The sequence below is a fragment of the Nitrospira sp. genome, from assembly GCA_024998565.1.
GTDB lineage: Bacteria > Nitrospirota > Nitrospiria > Nitrospirales > Nitrospiraceae > Nitrospira_A.
Genome location: JACOEM010000003.1, coordinates 256,399 through 275,832, shown reverse-complemented (window position 1 = coordinate 275,832; position 19,434 = coordinate 256,399). Strand labels below are relative to the sequence as shown.

Genomic DNA, 19,434 nt, shown 5'->3' with positions numbered 1-19,434 from the left:
ACGATCCGGGACGGATCAGATGACACTGGCCGGTTCCTTCTGCCAATACTTCTGAAATTCATCCATCTGGGTCAGTGTGGAGAAGTCGGTCATCCGGTCGATGAACAATTTGCCGATGAGATGGTCCAGCTCATGTTGGATACAGACGGCATACAATCCGCTGGCTTCGAAATCGAACGGCTTCCCGTTCCGATCCAGCCCCGTCACTCGAACGGTCGAGGGACGCGTCACTTTGCCCCGCAATCCGTCGACGCTCAAGCAGCCTTCCCATCCTTCGACCTGCTCGGGCCCGTAAAACTCGATCGTCGGATTAATGAGCACCGTCTTGGGAAAGCCCCCTTCACCGGGGCAATCCATCACGACGAGTTGCTGCGACCGTCCCACCTGCGGAGCGGCCAGGCCGATCCCCGGTTCGTCGTACATGGTTTCAAACATGTCGTCGATGAGTTGCTGGAATGCAGCTTTTTTTATCTCCGCCGGGGTCAGAGGCAGGGCCTTCTGCCGGAGAATCGGATTACCGAGTTTGCTGATCGCCAAGATCGCCATCCTGCACCTTTTCTATCAATGTCATCGCGCGAGCGACTCACCCCGCGCAATCGGTTCCTTCAATTCCTACCACGGGCTTTTGATTCTCCGCAACCGCCCGAGTCCGGTCGTCACCCGGCCCGTTTGCGGCTCTTCGGCTCCGGCATTTCAAACGTTTCTTTCGACTGATTCCACCATTCAATCCATTCCTGCGCCCAAGCCTGACGATCCTGTTTGCCGGAAGCATCCCAATCGTGAAACTCCGTCTCATGCCGGGTCAAGGTCCAGAGCGACTGCACAGCAGACAAGGCCACGAACCGTTCGTCGTCCCCCAACAGATCGATGAGGGGCTGAATCACCTCTTTCCGACGAACATACCGCGCTTCAACCGCCGCTGCTTTGCGAATCGACGCATTGGCATCTTTCGCCATCACCTCAATGGCCGGCGCGGCCTCCATCGGATCCAGGCGCACCGCGACCCGGAGCGCATGCTCGCGAATGCGAGGCAGTTCGGTTCCCAGCTTCGCCGTCTCCAGCAGGGCCGGCACGGCAGCCGGAGACTTGATCATGGAGAGCGTCTCAATGGCATTGTACCGGATCCGCGGACCGGGCATGGCCAGCGCCTTGGTCACCACCGAAAGAACCGGCTCACCCAGGTGCACGAATTCGCCCATCGCCCAGAATTCCTGCTTCCCCTCCAACAACGGCAACAGCGCCTCGGCCCGCTGTAGTTCCTCAGGCGTCAGGGCCTTGGTATTCGGGGCCACCGAAACATCCGGCACCGGCTCGGACTTGGGCGGCGCCTCATACGGCATCTGCACCGGCCATACGGTGGCATCGGACCAGGCTTGATCTGCCGTGATTCCTACCAAGCCCAGGCACACCAGGCCCCGCACCAACAATCGACCGACCATGCGCTGCTTCACACCCATCATAGTGACCTACCCCTTACAGCATGACCATTAATGTGGAACCACCGGTTCCTCCTCTGCTTCCACTGTGCGCGTGCTCGCCGTGCGACGATGCACCACTTCATACAAGACCGGCAGCACAACCAGGATCAGCACCGCCGCAGTCAGCATACCACCCACCACCACCCGGGCCAACGGTTGTTGCGCCTGTGAACCGATCCCCGTGGCCAGGGCTGCAGGGAGCAACCCGATGGCCGCAGCAAGCGTAGCCATGAGAATGGGACGCATCTGCACATCCGCCCCCTTCAAGACGGCCTCTCGCAAATCGAGCCCATGCCGGCGAAAATCCTCGATACGTGAGATTAACAGGACTCCTCCGAGAATCGCTACTCCCAGCGTCGAAATCACCCCCACCGCCGCGGAAATGCTGAAGTGGGTTCCGGTGAAGACGAGCGAAAAAATGCCGCCGATCAAGGCAAACGGCACCGTGACCAACACCAGCAGCGCGTTCGTCAGAGAGTTGAAGGTCGTGTAAAGCAGAAACAGGATGATCACCAGACTCACCGGCACGATCATCGTCAGGCGCTTTTGTTCTGCCGTAAGTTGATCGTACTGGCCGGCCCATTCAAGCCGATAGCGTTCCGGAAGCGACACCGCTTGAGCCATCTTGGTCTGGGCCTCCTTCACCGTGCTCTCCAGGTCGCGGTCGCGGACGCTGAACTTGATCGGAATATACCGTTCGTTGTTTTCCCGATAAATGATGAAGGCGCCGGTCTGGGTTCTGATCGTCGCCACTTGTTTCAATGGAATCCGCGCGCCGTCCGGCGTATTCACCAGAATATTGCCGATGGTTTCGGCATCCCGCCGAAACTCGGGAAGAAACCGAACCACCAGATCGAACAGGCGCTCGCCCTCGTAGACCTGAGTCACCCCCTGACCGCCCACCGCCGCCTGCACCACCGCGTTGACGTCGGACACGCGCAACCCGTACCGGGCGCTGGCTTCCCGATCCACCTGGATCAGGAGATTCGGCTGTCCTACCAGCCGGAAAATTCCCAAATCCTTGACGCCTCGGACCCCCTTCATCACCGCTTCGACTTCGACGGCCTTCGCCTCCATGGTCTTCAGGTCGTTACCGAACAACTTGATGGAATTCTCCCCCTTCACGCCGGACATGGCCTCTTCCACATTGTCCTGAATCACCTGAGAGAAGTTGAAGACGATCCCGGGAATGACCTTCAGCCGCGCCTCGATCTCCTCCACCAACTGGTCCTTGCTGAGCCCCGGCCGCCACTCCTTCTGCGGCTTCAGATTTGCGAGGAACTCCGCGTTGAAGAAACTCGTGGGGTCGGTCCCGTCGTCGGGTCTCCCGAGCTGAGACACGATCGTGACGACCTCGGGCGACTGCCGGAACATCTGCCGGATTTCTCCGGTCAAGCGGGCGGCCTCGTCGTAAGAAATATCGACCGGCATGGTCGCACGAACCCAGAGGTTGCCCTCCTCCAACGCCGGCATGAATTCTCCGCCGATGAATTGCAGCGCGCCGAACGCGACGACCAGCAACAGCAGCGCCGCGCCGATCACTTTCACGTTATGGCGCAAGGCCCATTGCAACACGGCCAGATAGGTCCGGCGAATCGCGCTCACGAACTTCGTATCCTGTTCATTGACCACACCGTTCAATAGCAGCGAGCAGAGGACCGGCGCCAGCGTGAAGGCCATGAGCAGCGCGCCGAAGAGGGCAAAACCATAGGTGATGGACATAGGAGCGAAAATCTTTCCCGGCACGCCGGTCATCGTGAACAGGGGAATGAAGGCCACGACAATGATCGCCGTCGAAAAGAAAATCGGCTGGCCGACCTGGCGGGCCGCCCGCACGATCTGTTGCGGCACGGTCAGGCCCAGGCGGCGATCATGGCCGAGATGGAAAAAGATACTTTCCACCATCACCAGGGTGGCATCGACGATGATGCCGAAATCGATCGAGCCGAGCGAAATGAGGTTGGCGGACTGCCCGATCATCACCATCATGGTGAAGGTGAACAGCAGCGACATCGGAATGGTCAACGCCACGATGAGGGACGCGCGGAAATGGCCGAGAAACACGAACAGAATCACGAAGACCAGGACCATCCCGCTGATCAAAATATCGGTAACCGTTTCAACCGTGGTGTGGATCAGGGCCGTCCGGTCGTAGAAGGTCTTGACCTTCACCCCTTCCGGCAATTTCCACTTGTTCAGTTCCTCGACCTTTTCCCGGACCCGCTCCAGCACGGACAGCGCCTTGTATCCGCGCTGCAAGAGGATCACCCCTTCCACGACGTCGTCATTGTCGTCGATGCCGACCTTGCCCAACCGCACCCGATGCCCCACCGACACCGTGCCCAGCGTCTTGACGAAAATGGGGGTGCCTTCCTTTTCGGCCACCATCACATTTTCGATATCCGGCAGCCCATTGATCAGTCCCAGGCCGCGGATGTTGTAGTTCTGCGCGCCGACAGTGAGATAGTTGCCGCCGACGTTGGCGTTGCTGTTGGTCAAGGCCTCCATGACCTGAGCCAGGCTGACTTGATAACTGATCAACTTCCCGGGATCGATATCGACGTGATATTCCTGGGTGGTGCCTCCGAAGGCCGTCACATCGATGATCCCAGGTACCCGCCGGAACTCCCGCCGGACCTGCCAATCCTGGATCGTCTTGAGGTCGGTCAGACTCGTCTTCCCGTCTCCGGCCAGTTCATAGCGGTAGATCTCCGCAATCGCCCACCAGGGAGACAAGGCCGGCTGCACGTTTTGAGGCAGACTGACCGTGGCCAGGCGATTGATGACTTCCTGCCGGTCGAAGAAATATTGCGTCCCGAAATCGAAATAGATCTTCACGTCGCTCAACCCGAAGATCGACAGCGAACGGATATCGGTGAGACCCGGCATGCCATTTAAGGCCACCTCGATGGGAATCGTGATTTGCCGCTCGATCTCTTCCGCGGACCAGCCGGGAAATTGCGTGATCACCTCCACCATCGGAGGCGATGGATCCGGATAGGCGACGATGTCGAGTTGTTGAAAGGCATAGAGCCCGCCGAAGAGGAGACTAAAGCCCAGCGCGCAGATCAGGAACCGCTGAACGAGGGAAAGCTCGACGATACGGACAATCATGAGGCGGAATACCTCTGGGGGAGGCGAGAGCACATGAGCATGACCTCGATCATTACTTCGCCGCCTGCCCCTTCACCAGCACTGCGCCCTTGATGACGATGCGCTGGCCGGACGTCAGTCCCTCCAGAATGCGGACCTGTCCGCTGGACACATTGGAGACCACCACTTCGCGTTTCTCATAGTGATTGGGAGCGTCCACCAGATAGACGAAATGTTTGCCGTCGATCTCGACGACCGCTTCCTTGGGAATCGTGAGGAACGGCGTGGCGTCGCCGACGTCCAATCTCAGCCGCGCGAACATCTCCGGTTTCAGACGCTGCTCCCGATTGTCGACCCAGGCTCGAACCTTGATCGTGCGGGTGTTCGGATCGACGACATCTCCGATCGAGGCCACGACGGAGGCAAAGTCGGTCCCCGGATAGGCTTCCACATTGATCCGCCCGACCTGGCTGACCTTCACCAAGGCGAGGTCCCGTTCGTAGACATCGGCCACGACCTGCAACCGATCCAGATCGGCCACCGTGAACAAGACCTGGCCGGCATCGCTTCCGACGGACTGCCCCGGGGTCACGGCCCGCTCGACGACGGTACCGGTCAGGGGACTCTTCATCTCGAAGCGTGAGGTAATACGCTGTTGGGCGAGGGGCTTCTCCAACTCTTGAGCAGGAATGCGCAGGGACAACAGGCGTTCCTTCGCCCGCCGGAATTCCGCGCGCGCTTTGATCAAATCGTTCTCGGCCTGCTTGAGATCTTTCAGGGCCAAGGCCTTGGTCGCAAACAATTCCTTCGCAAGCTCCTGCGCCCGGGTGGAGTACTCCAACTCCGAAGCTTCTTTCACGAACTCCGAATAGGCGGCAGTAATATCGGAACTGTCGATCACCAGCAACGTCGCGCCTGCCTCCACGCGATCGCCCAGCTTGGCTCGCACCTCCACCACCCGTCCTTGTAGTGGAGAGGAAATTTTGGAGTACCGGTCTTCCCCGTAGGCGACCTTTCCCACCAGGACCAGCTCGGGCTGGATCGGTTTGAAATCCACCACGGCCGTCTCAATCTGTCCGGTGGACTGCGACGGAGGCTGAACGGCAACAGGTTCCGGAGTCACGGGAGGCTTCGAAGAGGCCGGCTCTTGCGTTTGACTGCAGGCACACAGCGACAGCGCCACGGCTACCGCTACGACCGATCGCACGCCAGTGATCATGAGGAGATCTCCTGCCCGACCGAACTCTCCAATTGGAACAGGTTCCGCTGATAGGAAAAGAGGGCCTCGATGAAATTCTGTTGGATCGTACGGGACGTCCGCGCCGCATCGAGGAGATCCAGGATGGTGGCGCCTCCCCGTTCATAGGCGCGCTCGACGATGGTGAAGGTGGAGCGGGCGTCTTCCAGCACTCCCGCCAGATAGGCTTCCACCAGCCGGCGACTCTGGAGCAGATTCTGATAGGCCACATCCACCTGGTTTTCCACCTGGTTGACCGTGCGATCCAATTCCGCCTGCGCCGACTGCACGCCGACTTCAGCCTGGACGATCCCGCCCTGGTTACGATTGAACAACGGCAGGGGCACACCGAGATTCAGGATCCCCATCTGCTGGTTGTCGGGACCTCGTGAGCCCTGCACCGAATAGCCTGCGCCGATCGTCACATCCGGAACCCGAAAGGCTTTGGCCAGTTTGAGATCCGCCTCCCGTTGCGACAAGGCCGCCCGCCGGCTCTTGATATCGGGGCGGACGTCGAGGGCCACCGACCTGAGCCGTCCCATGTCGGGATCCACCCGCCGGTAGTCCATTTCGGTCGTCAGCTCCAGCTTCGACGCAGGAGAGAGACGCAGCAGTTGCCGGAGATCGGCTCGGGCGGACTCGCCTTCCTGAATCGCCTCGATCACCTGTGCTTGAAAATCGACCACCTGCAGACGAATACGAATCAGATCGACTTCCGCGATATACCCTTTCTTAAACCGGATCGTGTTGACGTCTAAAATACGCGCAAACCGGTCCCGATTTTCTTCAGCCAGAGACAACCGGCGCTGCGCCACCAGCACTCGATAGTAGGCGTCCTTGATCGTGAACCCCAACTGCCGAACGGCATCTTCAAAATCCGCTTCCGCCGACTGCACCCCGAAGCCGGCGCTTTCGATGCGGTAGCCACGCTTGCCGGCCAATTCAAACAATTGCTGTACCTGCATGGTGAGCGCGCCGGTTTTGGCCAGCGTATTGCCCTGCGTAAACGAGGCCACGTTTCCCAACTGCGCCACCGGATTCGGAAAGAGCCGTGCCGTAATCTGCTGCCCCTTGCTGGACTCGATCCCGTACTTGGCGATCAGCAAATCCAGGTTCTGCCTCAGAAAGAGAGCCATCGCCTCGGACAAGTTCAGACGGACCACCGGCGGAGAAAACGGGAGCGGCGGAGGTGAGGTTGATTCAGCCGCCTGCGCAAGCCCCCCCCCGATTGCGAAGAAAACCAGCAGGCCGACCGCCAGCCAGGCACGAAGGACCAGGGCCGATAGGCACGGGCCTACCCGCCGGCGATCTCTAAAGTGGAGCATGTCGTCACGCATTGTGCAGGAGTATCGAACCATCGAGGACAGCGCGCGCATTATACTGATTCTGCAGTGTTTTTGAAACAAGACCCGCGATATTCGGTCATTGCATTTTCAGTTCCGTCCAGGCCCGATCATAGAGACGGATGCCCCTGCCGACATCCTTCATCCACTCCAACCGATCAAGTTGATCGAACGGCGGATACACTGCGGGATTGTCCCTCGTCGAGGCGTTCACCAATTCCCGGGCCGACCGGGAAGCAGAAGCAAAATGCAGCCGCTCCGACGTGCGCGCCGCGACGTGAGGCTCCATTAAATAGTTGATAAACCGCATGGCTAACTGTTTCTGCGGCGCCGTCCGGAGCACCACCAGACAGTCGGCCCACAAGGTGGCCCCTTCCTTCGGGACGACATACCGAATGGACGGCCGCTCGACCATGGCCCTCGCCACTGGTCCACCCCAGGCATGCGCTAAGACCACCTCCCCTGAAGCCAACAACTGATCGTAATGGTCGCTCGTATAGGTCTTCACCAAGGGTTTCTGTTGCAGCAACCGCTCCTTCGCCGCCTCGATCACCTGCGGATCCGTGCTGTTCATCGATTGCCCCATGGAACGCAACACCGCGCCGAACACCTCCCGCTGGTCGTTCAACATGCTGATGCGGCCTTTGTACCGCTCGTCCCAGAGGATTGCCCAACTGTCCGGCGGCGTCGGGATCACCGCAGAATCGTACCCGATCCCCACGCTGCCCCACAGATACGGGATCGAGTACCGCCGCTCCGGATCGAAGGGCAGGGCTTGTAAATGCGGTTCCAAGAACGACGCGTTGGGCAGCGCCTGCGGGTCCAATTCACTCAGCAGCCCTTGCTGGATCATGATGGCCACCATGAAATCCGAGGGTACCGCCACGTCATACCCCGTGGCCCCGCTCTGGAGTTTGGCCAACAACTCTTCATTGCTGCTGAAGGTATCGATCACCACCTTCACTCCCTCGCGCCGTTCGAATTCCTGAATAAGCTCCGGCCCCACATAGTCGGACCAGGTGAAGTAATGCAGGACCGGTCCGGACTGGGCAGAATCACTGCCCGCGCTTTGGCCGCAGGAAGAGAGCGCCCCTGCCAGCCAGAGCAGACACAGCCCCCAAAGGCTCATTCGTCGGAGAAAAGTCCCCACTCAGACCTCGCGGCGTTGAAGATGAAGGGAGAGGGCGACGCAGGCCATGGACATGACCAGCAACAGCGCGGAGAGCGCATTGATCTCCGGCGTGACGCCGGACTTGATCATCGAATACACCTTCAACGGCAGCGTCGTCGCGCCGGGACCGGCCGTGAAGAACGTCACCAGAAAATCATCGAGCGAGACCGTAAACGCCACCAGCACCGCGCCCCAGATCGCCGGACGTAAGAGCGGCAACGTGACATGCCGGAAGACCTGCCAGGAGTCCGCGCCCAGATCAGCCGCCGCCTCGCGCAACGCCGGATCCAGTTTTCGCAACCGCGTGCGGATCATAATGGTCACCAGCGGGATATTGAACACGATGTGTCCGAGCATGACCGTGGTGAGACCGAGCGGCATCTTGAACATCACGAACAACAGCATCAGCGCCACGCCCATCATGACCTCAGGAATGACGAGCGGCAGCACCAGCCCGCCTTCGATGAGCTGCTGTCGGCGAAGCGGCATACGCTCCATGCCGAGTGCCATCAGCCCGCCCAGCAAAGTCGCGCCGATGGTCGAAACCACGGCAATGAGCAGGCTGTTTGCGGTCGCAGCCAGCAGCGCCTCGTCATGCCAGAGGGCGGCATACCACTTGAGGGTCGTCCCCCGCCAGGCCATCGACAGGTGGGCGGCATTGAACGAATAGAGCACGAGCACGAGAATGGGGCCGTAGAGAAACAGCATCGCCAGACCGCTCACGAGACTCAAGCCGATCGATCCTCGCCTCATCGTCCCTCCAACGGTCCGGCAGTCCGGGCGGCATGGCGGTAATACAGCGCGACCGCGGCCATGACGATGGCCATCAGCACAAAAGACACCGCCGATCCCAACGGCCAGTCCCGCACGACCAGATACTCATGTTGAATGAGATTGCCGATCATCATGCTTCTCGCCCCGCCCAGCAGGTCCGGCGTGATGAACGAGCCGATCGACGGGATGAACACCAGGACACAGCCACCGACGATGCCCGGCATCGTGAGAGGAACCACCACCCGCGCAAATATCGCCCAGCGCGAGGCGTACAGATCCCAGGCCGCCTCCACCAGGAGCGGATCCAGTCGTTCCACGGCGACATAGAGCGGCAGCACCATAAAGGGAAGGTACCCGTAGACCAGTCCGATCACGACGGCCGTCGGTGTGTAAAGGAATTCAAGCGGGGCGTCCACGATTCCAAGCGCCAGCAACAGGCCGTTCACCAGGCCGTCCTGTCGCAGCACGATCATCCAGGCGTAGGTTCGCACGAGAAAGTTCGTCCAGAACGGTAACATCACCAGCAGCAACAACAGCGGCTGCCACCGGGCCGGACTTCTGGCGATCGTGTACGCGAGCGGAAACCCGAGCACAAAGCAGATCGCCGTGGTGAGACTCGCATACCAGAGCGATTGCCCCAGGATCTTGCCGTACAGCGGATGCCACAGGTCCAGATAGTTCGCCGCCGTGAACTCCCACACAATGCCGCCGTAGGTTCCACGTGAGGCAAAGCTGATTGCGAACACCAGGGCCAGCGGCGCCAGAAAAAACAGGCCCATCCACAGCAGGCCGGGAGCGGCTAACCAACAAGAACGGCAGGAGGATTGGCAAGGCGCAGGAGGTGAGGACAGGTCGTGCGAAGGCATGGTCACTCGAAGAACAATCGCGCATCAGCCGGGGACCAGTGAAGAAACACCGGGTCTCCTGCCGCGAACGGCGAGGGAGAGGTATTCGAGGTCATCCTGGTTTCCCAGAAACGGTCGCGGCCGACCCGCACCAGATACTTCGTGTCGCTCCCGGCAAACAGGACCTTCTCAATTCGGCCGGAGAGCACCGGATCGGATATCGACGGTCGCTCCTGCGCCATGCGGATGTGCTCCGGCCGGAGCGAGAGCGTGGCTGAACGGCCGGCCGGTTCCGTAGATACGGTGTGCACGGGGAACGGCGACTGCTCGTTGTCCTCCGGTTGGAAGAGGCGGTCCTCCCTGCTTGAAACTCCGATCGTACCCGGCAGCTCGTTCGAGACGCCGAGAAACCGGGACACGAACAGATTGCAGGGCCGCTCATACACCTCGCGCGGGCTTCCCACCTGCCACATGCGCCCCTGATGCATGACGGCAATACGGTCCGACATCATCATCGCCTCTTCCTGATGATGCGTCACACAGACACAGGTCAGCCCGGCCTGCTCTTGAATGGATTTTAGTTCCACCTGCATGGCCTGCCGCAGTTGTTGATCCAACGCGGCTAACGGCTCATCGAGCAGCACCACGGCCGGCTTGTTCACCAACGCACGGGCCAACGCGACACGTTGCTGTTCGCCGCCAGATAATTGAGACGGCATCCGCGCTTCTTTGCCGAGCAGCTTGACCATCGTCAACACCCGGCCTACCTGCTCAGCGATGAGCGCCGCGGACACTCGCCGCATCTTCAAGCCGAAGGCCACATTCTCGAACACCGTCAGGTGGGGAAACAGCGCGTAGGACTGAAAGACCAGGTTCACCGGCCGGCGATTCGGCGGCACACCGAGCATCGACTGTCCGTCGATCAACAGATCGCCTTCGTCCGGATCTTCGAAGCCCGCCAGCATGCGAAGGACCGAAGTTTTCCCCGCGCCGCTCGGACCAAGAATGGAAAAAAACTCGCCCCGACGGACCTGGAAACTCACCCGATCCACGGCCGTGACCGCACCGTGGCGGCGCACGATCCCGCGGATATCGATCGTTGGAAGTGTTGAGGAAAGAGACTGGTCAGAAGTGTTGAACGGAGGAGTGGACGACGTGGCCATCGAAGGCTGAATTCAAACCGCCGCGCCGACAGCCACGGCTCAATGCTCCAAATCGACTTTGGAGCTGACATCGCGCAGATGTTTGCGCACCCGCACCCGATGCTCATGTTTCCGCAAAAGTTCGCGGCGAATGACGTCCCGATCCTCGGCCACAATGCGCACGAGTCGGTCGTTGTCTTCGGCATGGTTCCGCACGAGCTCGGAGAGGCGCTGTACCTGCCGCTCCAGCCGTTCCAGCCGCCACACCATTTCCATCATCGGATTCGCGGCTTCGATCTCGGGCTTGACGACCGCCTGACGGGCATTCTGTTTCTTCATGTCCGCTCCTTCGCATTGAGCCCGACCGGATGTCGGAGCCGCACGTTGAATCGTAGTATCGTCCGAGATGGAGTTGAAGTCAATCATTCTGCGTCCTTTCTATTCATCCGTCGTCCTGCTACAATCGGCCCGTCTATGGCTAAGATCTTCACTATGGTGCTGGCGGGCGGGAAGGGCGAACGCCTGAATCCGCTCACCGAGCAACGCGCGAAACCCGCGGTGCCGTTCGGCGGGAAATATCGCATCATCGATTTCACGCTGAGCAACTGCCTGAACTCCGGCCTGCGACAGATCGCCGTCCTGATCCAATATAAGTCGCACTCGCTCGATCGACACATCCGCATCGGCTGGAACATCCTCAACGCGGAATTGGGCGAATACATCACCTCGGTGCCGCCCCAACAGCGCATCAGCGAAGACTGGTACCGGGGCACCGCCGACGCGGTCTTTCAGAATCTGTTCTTGCTCGATCCCGACCAACCCGAATACCTGCTCGTTCTGGCCGGCGATCACATCTACAAGATGAATTACGCCGACATGTACAACCTGATGCAGGAGAAACAGGCCGACGCCGTGGTGGGCGCAATCGAAACGCCCCTGGCCGATGCCAATCGTTTCGGCGTCATCGGCGTGGACGAAGACCACCGCATCCTGAGCTTCGACGAAAAACCGGACAAACCCATGGCGATTCCGGGCGACCCGACCCATGCCTACGTCTCAATGGGCATCTACCTGTTCCGCACCGAGGTGGTCCGTGAGCAGCTTATCCGGGATGCCAAGGAAGGCACCAAGCACGATTTCGGCCGAAATATCATCCCACGCATGATCAAAGAGAATCGGGTGTACGCCTTCAAGTTCCAGGACGAAAACAAGAAGGCCGTGAAGTACTGGCGCGATATCGGAACCCTTGATGCCTATTGGGAAGCCAACATGGATCTGGTCGCCGTCGACCCGCTGTTCAATCTTTACGACAAGGCCTGGCCCATTCGCACGTATCAAGGGCAGTTTCCGCCCGCCAAATTCGTCTTCGCCCAGGATTTTCAGGGCGGCCGCATGGGGGTTGCACTCGACTCCATCGTGTGCGGCGGCTGCATCATTTCCGGCGGCCGCGTGCAGAACTCGGTGCTCTCGCCGCACGTCCGGGTCCACGACCATGCAGATGTACGTGAATCGGTCGTGATGGAAAACGTCGTCATCGGCGAGCATGCCCGCATCAGGCGGGCGATCATCGACAAAGACGTGATCATCCCGCCCAAAACCGTGATCGGCTTCGACCCGGTTGCGGATCGTCAACGTTTCAAAGTCACCGATTCCGGATTGGTGGTCATCTCAAAGGGAATGAAACTGCATGCCGCCGTCGATTCATCCGGTTGATCTGGTCGCGACGCTCCGCCAAAGAAATCTCACTCCTGCGATTATCTTTCTCACATCGAGACGGGCCTGCGACGAAGCGATGCAGTCGTTCGAGCGCAGCCAGGTCATCCTGCCCAAGACGCAGCAAGAACAGATCGCCCGCGTCCTGGCCCAGGTCACCGAACAATATCCCAGCATCGCGGAACACCCGCTGATCGAAACGGTTCAGCGCATCGGTGTAGCCGCGCATCACGCGGGCCATCTCCCCTCCTGGAAGATCGCCGTCGAAGAACTCATGCGCACCGGGTCCCTGGATGCCGTCTTCGCCACCACTACCCTCGCCGCAGGCGTCGACTTTCCCGCCCGCACGGTGGTCGTGACACAATCCAGCATCCGGAAGGCGCGCGACTTTACCGACTTGACCGCCAGCGAGATTCAGCAACTGGCCGGCCGGGCCGGCCGCCGCGGCAAAGACCTGGTCGGATTCGCCGTCATCACCCCGTCGCCCTACATTGATCTCACCGTCCTGACCAAAGGACTCACGGGACAACCGGAAGCGATTCACAGTCAATTCGTCATCAGCTACCCGATGGTGCTGAACCTGCTCAAAGCCCACCCGCGCGAGCAGATTCAATCCATCCTCGCCAAGAGTTTCGCCCAGTTTCAGTTGAACCAGCGCACGGCCGTGCTCGAAACCAAACTCGATGGACTGCGCGCCGAAATGGAACCTTTCGGTCCGCGGGTCTGCTCGGATTGGATCACGCAGTGGCAGGTATTCGATCAGGCCCGGAAACGGAAGAAACCGCGAGGCTTGTCGGCCAGGCAGGACTCGCCCGATGTCGCCGCGCGCCTGCATTTTCTCACGCCGGGACGCGTCGTGGGGCTGATCCGGGGACGCGGCATCATCCTGCGCCAGTATCGAAGCAAGGGCCAGCATGCGCCGATGGTGACGTTGCTGCGGGACGGCGGCTCCCTCAATGAATGCCCCGCGTCCATCGTGACACAAGTCTTCGATCGCACGTTCGACTGCGAGGAAACCTCCTCCTACCCCTGGTGTACGCCGCAGACATTGGAGCAACTCACCCACCATCTGCTGGATCTGCCGCCGCGGCTCCCGATTCTGCCGATTCTGACTCATCAGAACGAAGAGATTCCGCTCGACAGCTCCATCATCCAAACCCTTGGCGATTTCGCCTGCCCCACCTGTCCTTCGCGTCAGGCCTGTCAACGCGACTTCCCCAAGGCCTCACGGATCCGCCAGGAAATCCAGCGGCACATGAAATCGATTCAAGCACTCCAGACCAGCTTGTGGCACCGGTTTCAAGAGCGCATCGATGTCCTCGAGCGCTTCGGTTATCTCAACGCGACGGCACAGCTCACCGCCGACGGCGAGTGGGCACGCTTGATTCGCATCGACCATTCCCTCCTGATCACGGAACTGATCCGGGCCGAGGCCTTCGGTGCCATCGATCCACCGCTGCTCGCCGCCGTCATGGCCAGTATCGCGCATGACGACGATCGTCCCGGCTCGTTTCCACGCGGCAGCGCGGGGCTCGTCACGCTCCTGTTCCAGGTCCGGAAGCTGGCAGAAAGTCTCGCGCCGCACGAGGCGCCTCCGATGCTCCGTGCCGATGTCGCGGCCTTGACCGAACGCTGGGTCGCAGATCAGACGCTGACCTGGATCGGCCTGGCCCGCCTGACCACGATGGCCGAGGGCGACATGTTCCGGCTGTTCGCGCGCACGATCGAGTTTCTCTCTCAATTGAAAACCCTCAAAGCGACCCACCCGTCGCTGGCCGAATCCGCCGATCGGGCCATCGCAGGCATGCGCCGGGGCGTGCTGGAGGAGCTGCCATGACAACGCACGAACTCGAACAGCTACTGCTGGAGCAACCGGTCTCTCTGCTGCACCGATTGGCACGTGGACGGATCAGCCGGCACTTTCGTTCCGGCAAACGCAAACTCATCGACCTCCTGCTCCAGGCTTCCGCTGAAAATCGCCCGGGGCTGGAGTCCGACCTGGCTGCGCTGATCGAGGAACAATCACACAGACGGCAGGCCGCGCCGGTTGAGCACGCGCCCAAACCGAAGGTCCACCCGAGACCGGCTGCAGCGTCTACGACGCCACGCCCGCACCGGGCTGAGGAACACGGCCACCATGAGCCGCCTGTCTCGCTTCATGAATGGTTGTCGGGAATCGGAGTTCCACAGGCACAGCCGTTCGTACCGGATGCCTGGCAGGTGGATGCGTTGGCGAAGCTGGCGGAAACCGACGTGGTGGTCAGCGTGCCGACCGGCAGCGGAAAAACCTATGTCGCCATTGAGGCCACGAAGCGGGCGATGCAGGAGAATCGTACGGTCATCTATACGTCTCCACTCAAGGCCCTCTCCAATACGAAGTTTACAGAATTTTCGCGCCTATTCGGCCCGGGGCAGGTCGGGATTCTCACCGGCGACCGCCGGGAGCATGCCCAGGCGCCGCTGCTCATCATGACCACGGAAATTTTGCGCAACCTGCTCTACGATGCGGCGGGGGGCGAAATCGATGTGCGCCTGGATACGCTGGGGCTGGTGATCATGGACGAATCACAATACCTCGCCGATCCGGAACGCGGGGTGGTGTGGGAAGAGACCTTGATCTTCTGTCCATCCCAGGCACGCCTGCTGTTGTTGTCCGCCTCGATCGGCAATCCGCAGGATATTGCGGATTGGCTGACGGCTATCCGCCCGAATCCCTGCGCCCTCATCCGCCACACCAAACGATCGGTCCCGCTCCGGGCCGGTTATCTGCACCCGAACGAGAAACTGACGCCCCTCTTCCGGACCGCCGGAATCCCCTACGGTCAGCCGCATCTTCTTCATCCCGAAGCCAAACGGCTCTTCGCGGAATACGAAGACGAAACCGGCCCATCCCGATCGCGCTGAGCGCTGCCGCCGAATCCCGTCACTCGTGAAGCGTAAAACGTCTCTCGGCAGGCATCCGAGCTGATGGCGGGAAAGAAGAGCGTATAGCTCAAGGGTACAGGCAGAACGCCGCGGGTTGCTGCCGTTCCCGACCATACACCATAAGCAATACGCTATACGCTCCCGTTCTGCATCGAGAGACGGATGACGGCTAGAACGAATACGTCAGTCCGATGGTGGGGCCGTGCCGGAGAGTTTGAAACTGGTTCAGGGAGGCGGTCGTCGACGAGCCGTCGGAGCCATACAGCTTCCACTGATCACCGACGAGCACGCGGTTCCAGAACACGCGATACCCGCCCGTCAGGTAGAGCCGGTCCCAAATCCTGATTCGCAGATTGATATCCGAATTGGTACCCAGGCCCAGCCCCGTCATTCTGAAGCTCGGATCCTGCCCGAGATCGGTTCTGAGGTGATGCACATCCTCATTGTTCAAATAGGACAAGAGCATGGCTATTTTAGCCTCAATGCTGATGCGCTTATCGACCCGATATTCGACCTCACCGCCGAACCGGCCTGATACCCAGGTAGACGTGTTGGTAATCACCGTCTGGTTACGAAACCCGACCGTACCGGCAGGCGAACAACGAAAATCCTGGTTCGGAGAGGATGCCGTGGTACATTCGGCCTGTGTGACCCCGTTTGCCACATGCCGCTCCCGCCAGTACTGCAACCCCACAAACATCCCCAGGGTGCCTTTGTTTTCGGGAAAGGTGAACGTCGTCGCACCGATATCCCCGTTCAGATACCAGAGATTGTCTCCCCCGATGTCACTGAAGGTGCGCGAGAACCGATGTTCGCCGCTGACGGTCGCACCCTGAGCTGCAGCCCCCTGTGCGCTGAGAAAGTCGTCATCCGTCAGCCGGCCTCCGCCGATCGAACCGTACCCGAAGGCGCCGCGGAAGAAGATTTTGTTCTTCAACTGCACCCGACCGCTGATTTCGGTCACATTGGTGCCCGTATCCTTGTACTTGAGTTTGGAGCTTGGATTTCCAAGGTTGGCATCCAGGCCTGAGGCATTGTGGCTCCACACCGTCTCACCCTGACTGAACCATTCAGACACGCCGATGTCGACACGGGCGATAGAGGAAGACTGGGCAGGAGCGACTTCCGCCGCAGCAGGAAGCGCGCCGAGACCGGCCAGGCAGGCGCACACCGCACACAGTAAACGTCGTAGTGAGACCATGTCGTCGCCCCCTCGGTTCCGCCGCCCCGCATCGATAGCAAGGTACTACGTATCCCCTTGGAAACGGCGCGCCCACAGATACCCTACCTGCAGAACATGGTCAACAACTTTCTCTCACCCATGCCCGTAGGCCCGTATGGCCACCCGCAAACGTCTCTGGTGCTTACCTAGGGAATCGCTCTATTCTGTAACCGGTAAGGACGTCGGTTTTGTACAGACAGGTGCCGACACCCTACAGGGGTCACTGCTCTCATCGACCTCTTTTCTACCAGATGTCTTGCCACGCGTCGTACGGGAAGCAAGTGAAATTTTTACTTGCCTATTCCGCTCTCTTCCGTTAGGGTCGGCACTGATAGTAATCCTGACGGGATTCTCACCGAACTCCGCTGAGCGATTCCCGACAAATAATTCCGAAGAACGCCGAAGCGATTTGTTGTGGCACGACTGTTGCTCACCAACGATCGTTTCCTTTTTTATTTTCGGGAATATCACCTAAGGGAGTACTGACTATGAGGTTGCACGATACCACCGTGAATCAGCATCCAGCCCGGCTCGTCGGACGACGCGCGAAGGGATTGCTTACGGCCTTGATGCTGACTCTGTGGTTCTGCGACTTCGGCACGGGAGGATCGGCACTCGCGCAGAACATCCAGTTTACGCCGAGCGCACTGTCCTTGACCGTCGCCAAAGGAGGAACGGTCAGCGGCACCTTGAGTCTTAAAAAGTCGGATACGGCGCAACACACCTACTTCATCAGCGCCAACCAATCCTGGATCTGGCTGAATCCCCCCTACGGCAGTACCCAAACCATCAGCACAGAAACGGATGTGCTCACGGTTACGGTGAATACCGCCGCCATGGGACTTGCGGCCGGAACCTACTCGGGGACAATTTACATCGGACAGGCCGGACCCGGTGTGTCTACGACCTGGCGGATCCCGGTGACCACCACCGTCACTGCGACGAGCACGACACCGCCGCCTCCCCCGCCGCCCCCTTCAAGCACGACGCCGCCTCCGCCCCCACCATCCACCACGCCACCACCGCCGCCCTCGACGACGCCGCCCCCTCCGCCGCCGCCGACCGGCTCATTGACGCCCATGCTCCAGGCCTTCCCGTCCGCACTCTCGCTCACCGCCGCGAAGGGAACCACTGCATCCGGCGTCTTCAACCTGCAGAAGTCCAGTACGCAACAGAGCTCGTATAGCATCAGCGCGAACCAATCCTGGACGGCCCTCAACCCACCCTATGGCAGCACGCAGACCATCACCACCGAGGTCGATCCCATCACGGTCTCGGTGAACACGGCCTCCATGAACGTGGGAACTTACTCAGGTGTCGTCTATATCGTCGAAAGCGGCCCCAACGGATCGCAAACCTTGCGCATCCCGGTCGCACTCAACGTCACGGCAACCGGGACCACACCGCCGCCGCCCCCGCCGCCCCCTTCAAGCACGACGCCGCCTCCGCCCCCGCCATCGACCACGCCACCACCGCCGCCCTCGACGACGCCGCCCCCTCCGCCGCCGCCGACCGGCTCATTGACGCCCATGCTCCAGGCCTTCCCGTCTGCACTCTCGCTCAGCACAGCGAAGGGAAACACCGTGTCCGGAATCTTTAATTTGCAGAAATCGAGCACCCAACAAAGCACGTATAGCATTAGTGCGAACCAATCCTGGACGGCCCTCAATCCACCTTATGGCAGCACGCAGACCATCACCACCGAAATCGATCCCATCACGGTGACGGTCAATACCTCGGCCATGAACATCGGGTCCTACTCCGGTGTCATCTATATCGTTGAAAGCGGCCCCAATGGCTCGCAAACCTTGCGTATTCCGGTGTCGCTTTCCGTCCTTGCAAGCGGCACGACTCCCCCGCCGCCACCGCCTTCGCCGACCGGCAGCACAACGCCGCCACCCCCGCCTTCCGGCACGGCAACCGGCACGGTGACCGTCACCTGGACTGCAAACAGTGAGTCGGACCTCAGAGGTTACCGGGTTTATGTCGGTACAAGATCCGGCGTTCGTTCTCAGTCATTCGATGTCGGCAACGTCACCTCGACACGCCTGACCTTGCCGCTGGGATCGACCTATTGGTTCTCCGTGACGGCCTACGACTCAAGCGGCAACGAAAGTTCCCCTTCCGGAGAAATCAGCAGAAGCCTCTTCTAAAATATGTATGCCGGATAGACTTGACCGTTCTTCCCTCAAGCCTGTATAACCAGCGCTGCTCCTTTGAGCCCGCTCCGAAGGGACTGCTCTTCGAACGGGCTCAAAACATGATGTGCGCCCGTAGCTCAATGGATAGAGCATCTGACTACGGATCAGAAGGTTACAGGTTCAAGTCCTGTCGGGCGCACCACAATCCAGCCCCACGTTCACACCGTTCATAACTTCAGCCGCTGCTGTCGGGCACTTCAACCGATCCCTATTGCCGCACTTTGCCGACCTCCGCTCGTGATGTCCTAGAAACGCTTTGGATGGAACAGTCGCTGAGTCCCTGGTTCAGG

General features: G+C 60.2%; 15 protein-coding genes and 1 tRNA gene. 5 read left to right on the top strand and 11 right to left on the bottom strand.

Annotated elements, in window-relative coordinates:
- Positions 1-15: 15 nt before the first annotated feature.
- The 10 genes from def to H8K11_07660 all read right to left on the bottom strand — a co-directional run bounded on the left by def (position 16) and on the right by H8K11_07660 (position 11,422).
- The gene (gene def, locus H8K11_07705; GenBank protein ID MCS6263630.1) at positions 16-546 is read right to left on the bottom strand and encodes a peptide deformylase; all 531 of its coding nucleotides are present in this window, start codon (positions 544-546) and stop codon (positions 16-18) included.
- A gap of 110 nt (positions 547-656) precedes the next feature.
- Entirely contained in the window at positions 657-1,460 is an 804-nt protein-coding gene (locus H8K11_07700) for a HEAT repeat domain-containing protein (GenBank protein ID MCS6263629.1), read from the bottom strand.
- A gap of 27 nt (positions 1,461-1,487) precedes the next feature.
- On the bottom strand, positions 1,488-4,592 hold the full coding sequence (locus tag H8K11_07695) for an efflux RND transporter permease subunit (GenBank protein MCS6263628.1): 3,105 nt from the start codon (positions 4,590-4,592) through the stop codon (positions 1,488-1,490).
- Between the two features lie 52 nt (positions 4,593-4,644).
- Complete coding sequence (locus H8K11_07690; GenBank protein MCS6263627.1) at positions 4,645-5,790, bottom strand: efflux RND transporter periplasmic adaptor subunit; 1,146 nt, start codon at positions 5,788-5,790, stop codon at positions 4,645-4,647.
- Positions 5,787-7,133: a TolC family protein gene (locus H8K11_07685; protein ID MCS6263626.1), complete on the bottom strand. Its 1,347-nt coding sequence runs from the start codon at positions 7,131-7,133 to the stop codon at positions 5,787-5,789. Before H8K11_07685 ends, H8K11_07690 begins: the two co-directional genes overlap by 4 nt.
- A 97-nt stretch (positions 7,134-7,230) precedes the next feature.
- Positions 7,231-8,280 carry a spermidine/putrescine ABC transporter substrate-binding protein gene (locus H8K11_07680; protein ID MCS6263625.1) on the bottom strand — a complete coding sequence of 350 codons (1,050 nt, stop codon included), beginning with the start codon at positions 8,278-8,280 and terminating at the stop codon, positions 7,231-7,233.
- A gap of 21 nt (positions 8,281-8,301) precedes the next feature.
- Positions 8,302-9,075, bottom strand: a complete 774-nt coding sequence (locus H8K11_07675) for an ABC transporter permease (protein MCS6263624.1) — start codon at positions 9,073-9,075, stop codon at positions 8,302-8,304.
- The gene (locus H8K11_07670; GenBank protein ID MCS6263623.1) at positions 9,072-9,875 is read right to left on the bottom strand and encodes an ABC transporter permease; all 804 of its coding nucleotides are present in this window, start codon (positions 9,873-9,875) and stop codon (positions 9,072-9,074) included. Before H8K11_07670 ends, H8K11_07675 begins: the two co-directional genes overlap by 4 nt.
- Before the next feature lie 89 nt (positions 9,876-9,964).
- The gene (locus tag H8K11_07665) at positions 9,965-11,104 is read right to left on the bottom strand and encodes an ABC transporter ATP-binding protein (GenBank protein ID MCS6263622.1); all 1,140 of its coding nucleotides are present in this window, start codon (positions 11,102-11,104) and stop codon (positions 9,965-9,967) included.
- Positions 11,105-11,143: 39 nt separating this feature from the next.
- The gene (locus tag H8K11_07660) at positions 11,144-11,422 is read right to left on the bottom strand and encodes a hypothetical protein (GenBank protein MCS6263621.1); all 279 of its coding nucleotides are present in this window, start codon (positions 11,420-11,422) and stop codon (positions 11,144-11,146) included.
- A gap of 135 nt (positions 11,423-11,557) precedes the next feature.
- Between H8K11_07660 and glgC the strand changes: the two genes are divergently transcribed.
- From glgC to H8K11_07645, 3 genes are read left to right on the top strand one after another with little or no spacing between them, the layout of a single operon-like run.
- Positions 11,558-12,796: a glucose-1-phosphate adenylyltransferase gene (glgC, locus tag H8K11_07655; GenBank protein MCS6263620.1), complete on the top strand. Its 1,239-nt coding sequence runs from the start codon at positions 11,558-11,560 to the stop codon at positions 12,794-12,796.
- Entirely contained in the window at positions 12,771-14,633 is a 1,863-nt protein-coding gene (locus tag H8K11_07650) for a hypothetical protein (protein MCS6263619.1), read from the top strand. The genes glgC and H8K11_07650 overlap by 26 nt, the downstream gene beginning before the upstream one ends.
- A complete protein-coding gene (locus H8K11_07645) occupies positions 14,630-15,700 on the top strand; it encodes a DEAD/DEAH box helicase (GenBank protein ID MCS6263618.1) in 1,071 nt (356 codons plus the stop codon). Before H8K11_07650 ends, H8K11_07645 begins: the two co-directional genes overlap by 4 nt.
- A 190-nt stretch (positions 15,701-15,890) precedes the next feature.
- Here H8K11_07645 and H8K11_07640 read toward each other — a convergent pair whose 3' ends face one another.
- On the bottom strand, positions 15,891-16,922 hold the full coding sequence (locus tag H8K11_07640; protein ID MCS6263617.1) for a hypothetical protein: 1,032 nt from the start codon (positions 16,920-16,922) through the stop codon (positions 15,891-15,893).
- 509 nt (positions 16,923-17,431) lie between these two features.
- Between H8K11_07640 and H8K11_07635 the strand changes: the two genes are divergently transcribed.
- Complete coding sequence (locus tag H8K11_07635; GenBank protein MCS6263616.1) at positions 17,432-19,096, top strand: hypothetical protein; 1,665 nt, start codon at positions 17,432-17,434, stop codon at positions 19,094-19,096.
- A 114-nt stretch (positions 19,097-19,210) separates the two neighbouring features.
- Positions 19,211-19,286 (top strand) — tRNA-Arg (locus tag H8K11_07630).
- The last annotated feature ends 148 nt before the right edge of the window (positions 19,287-19,434 follow it).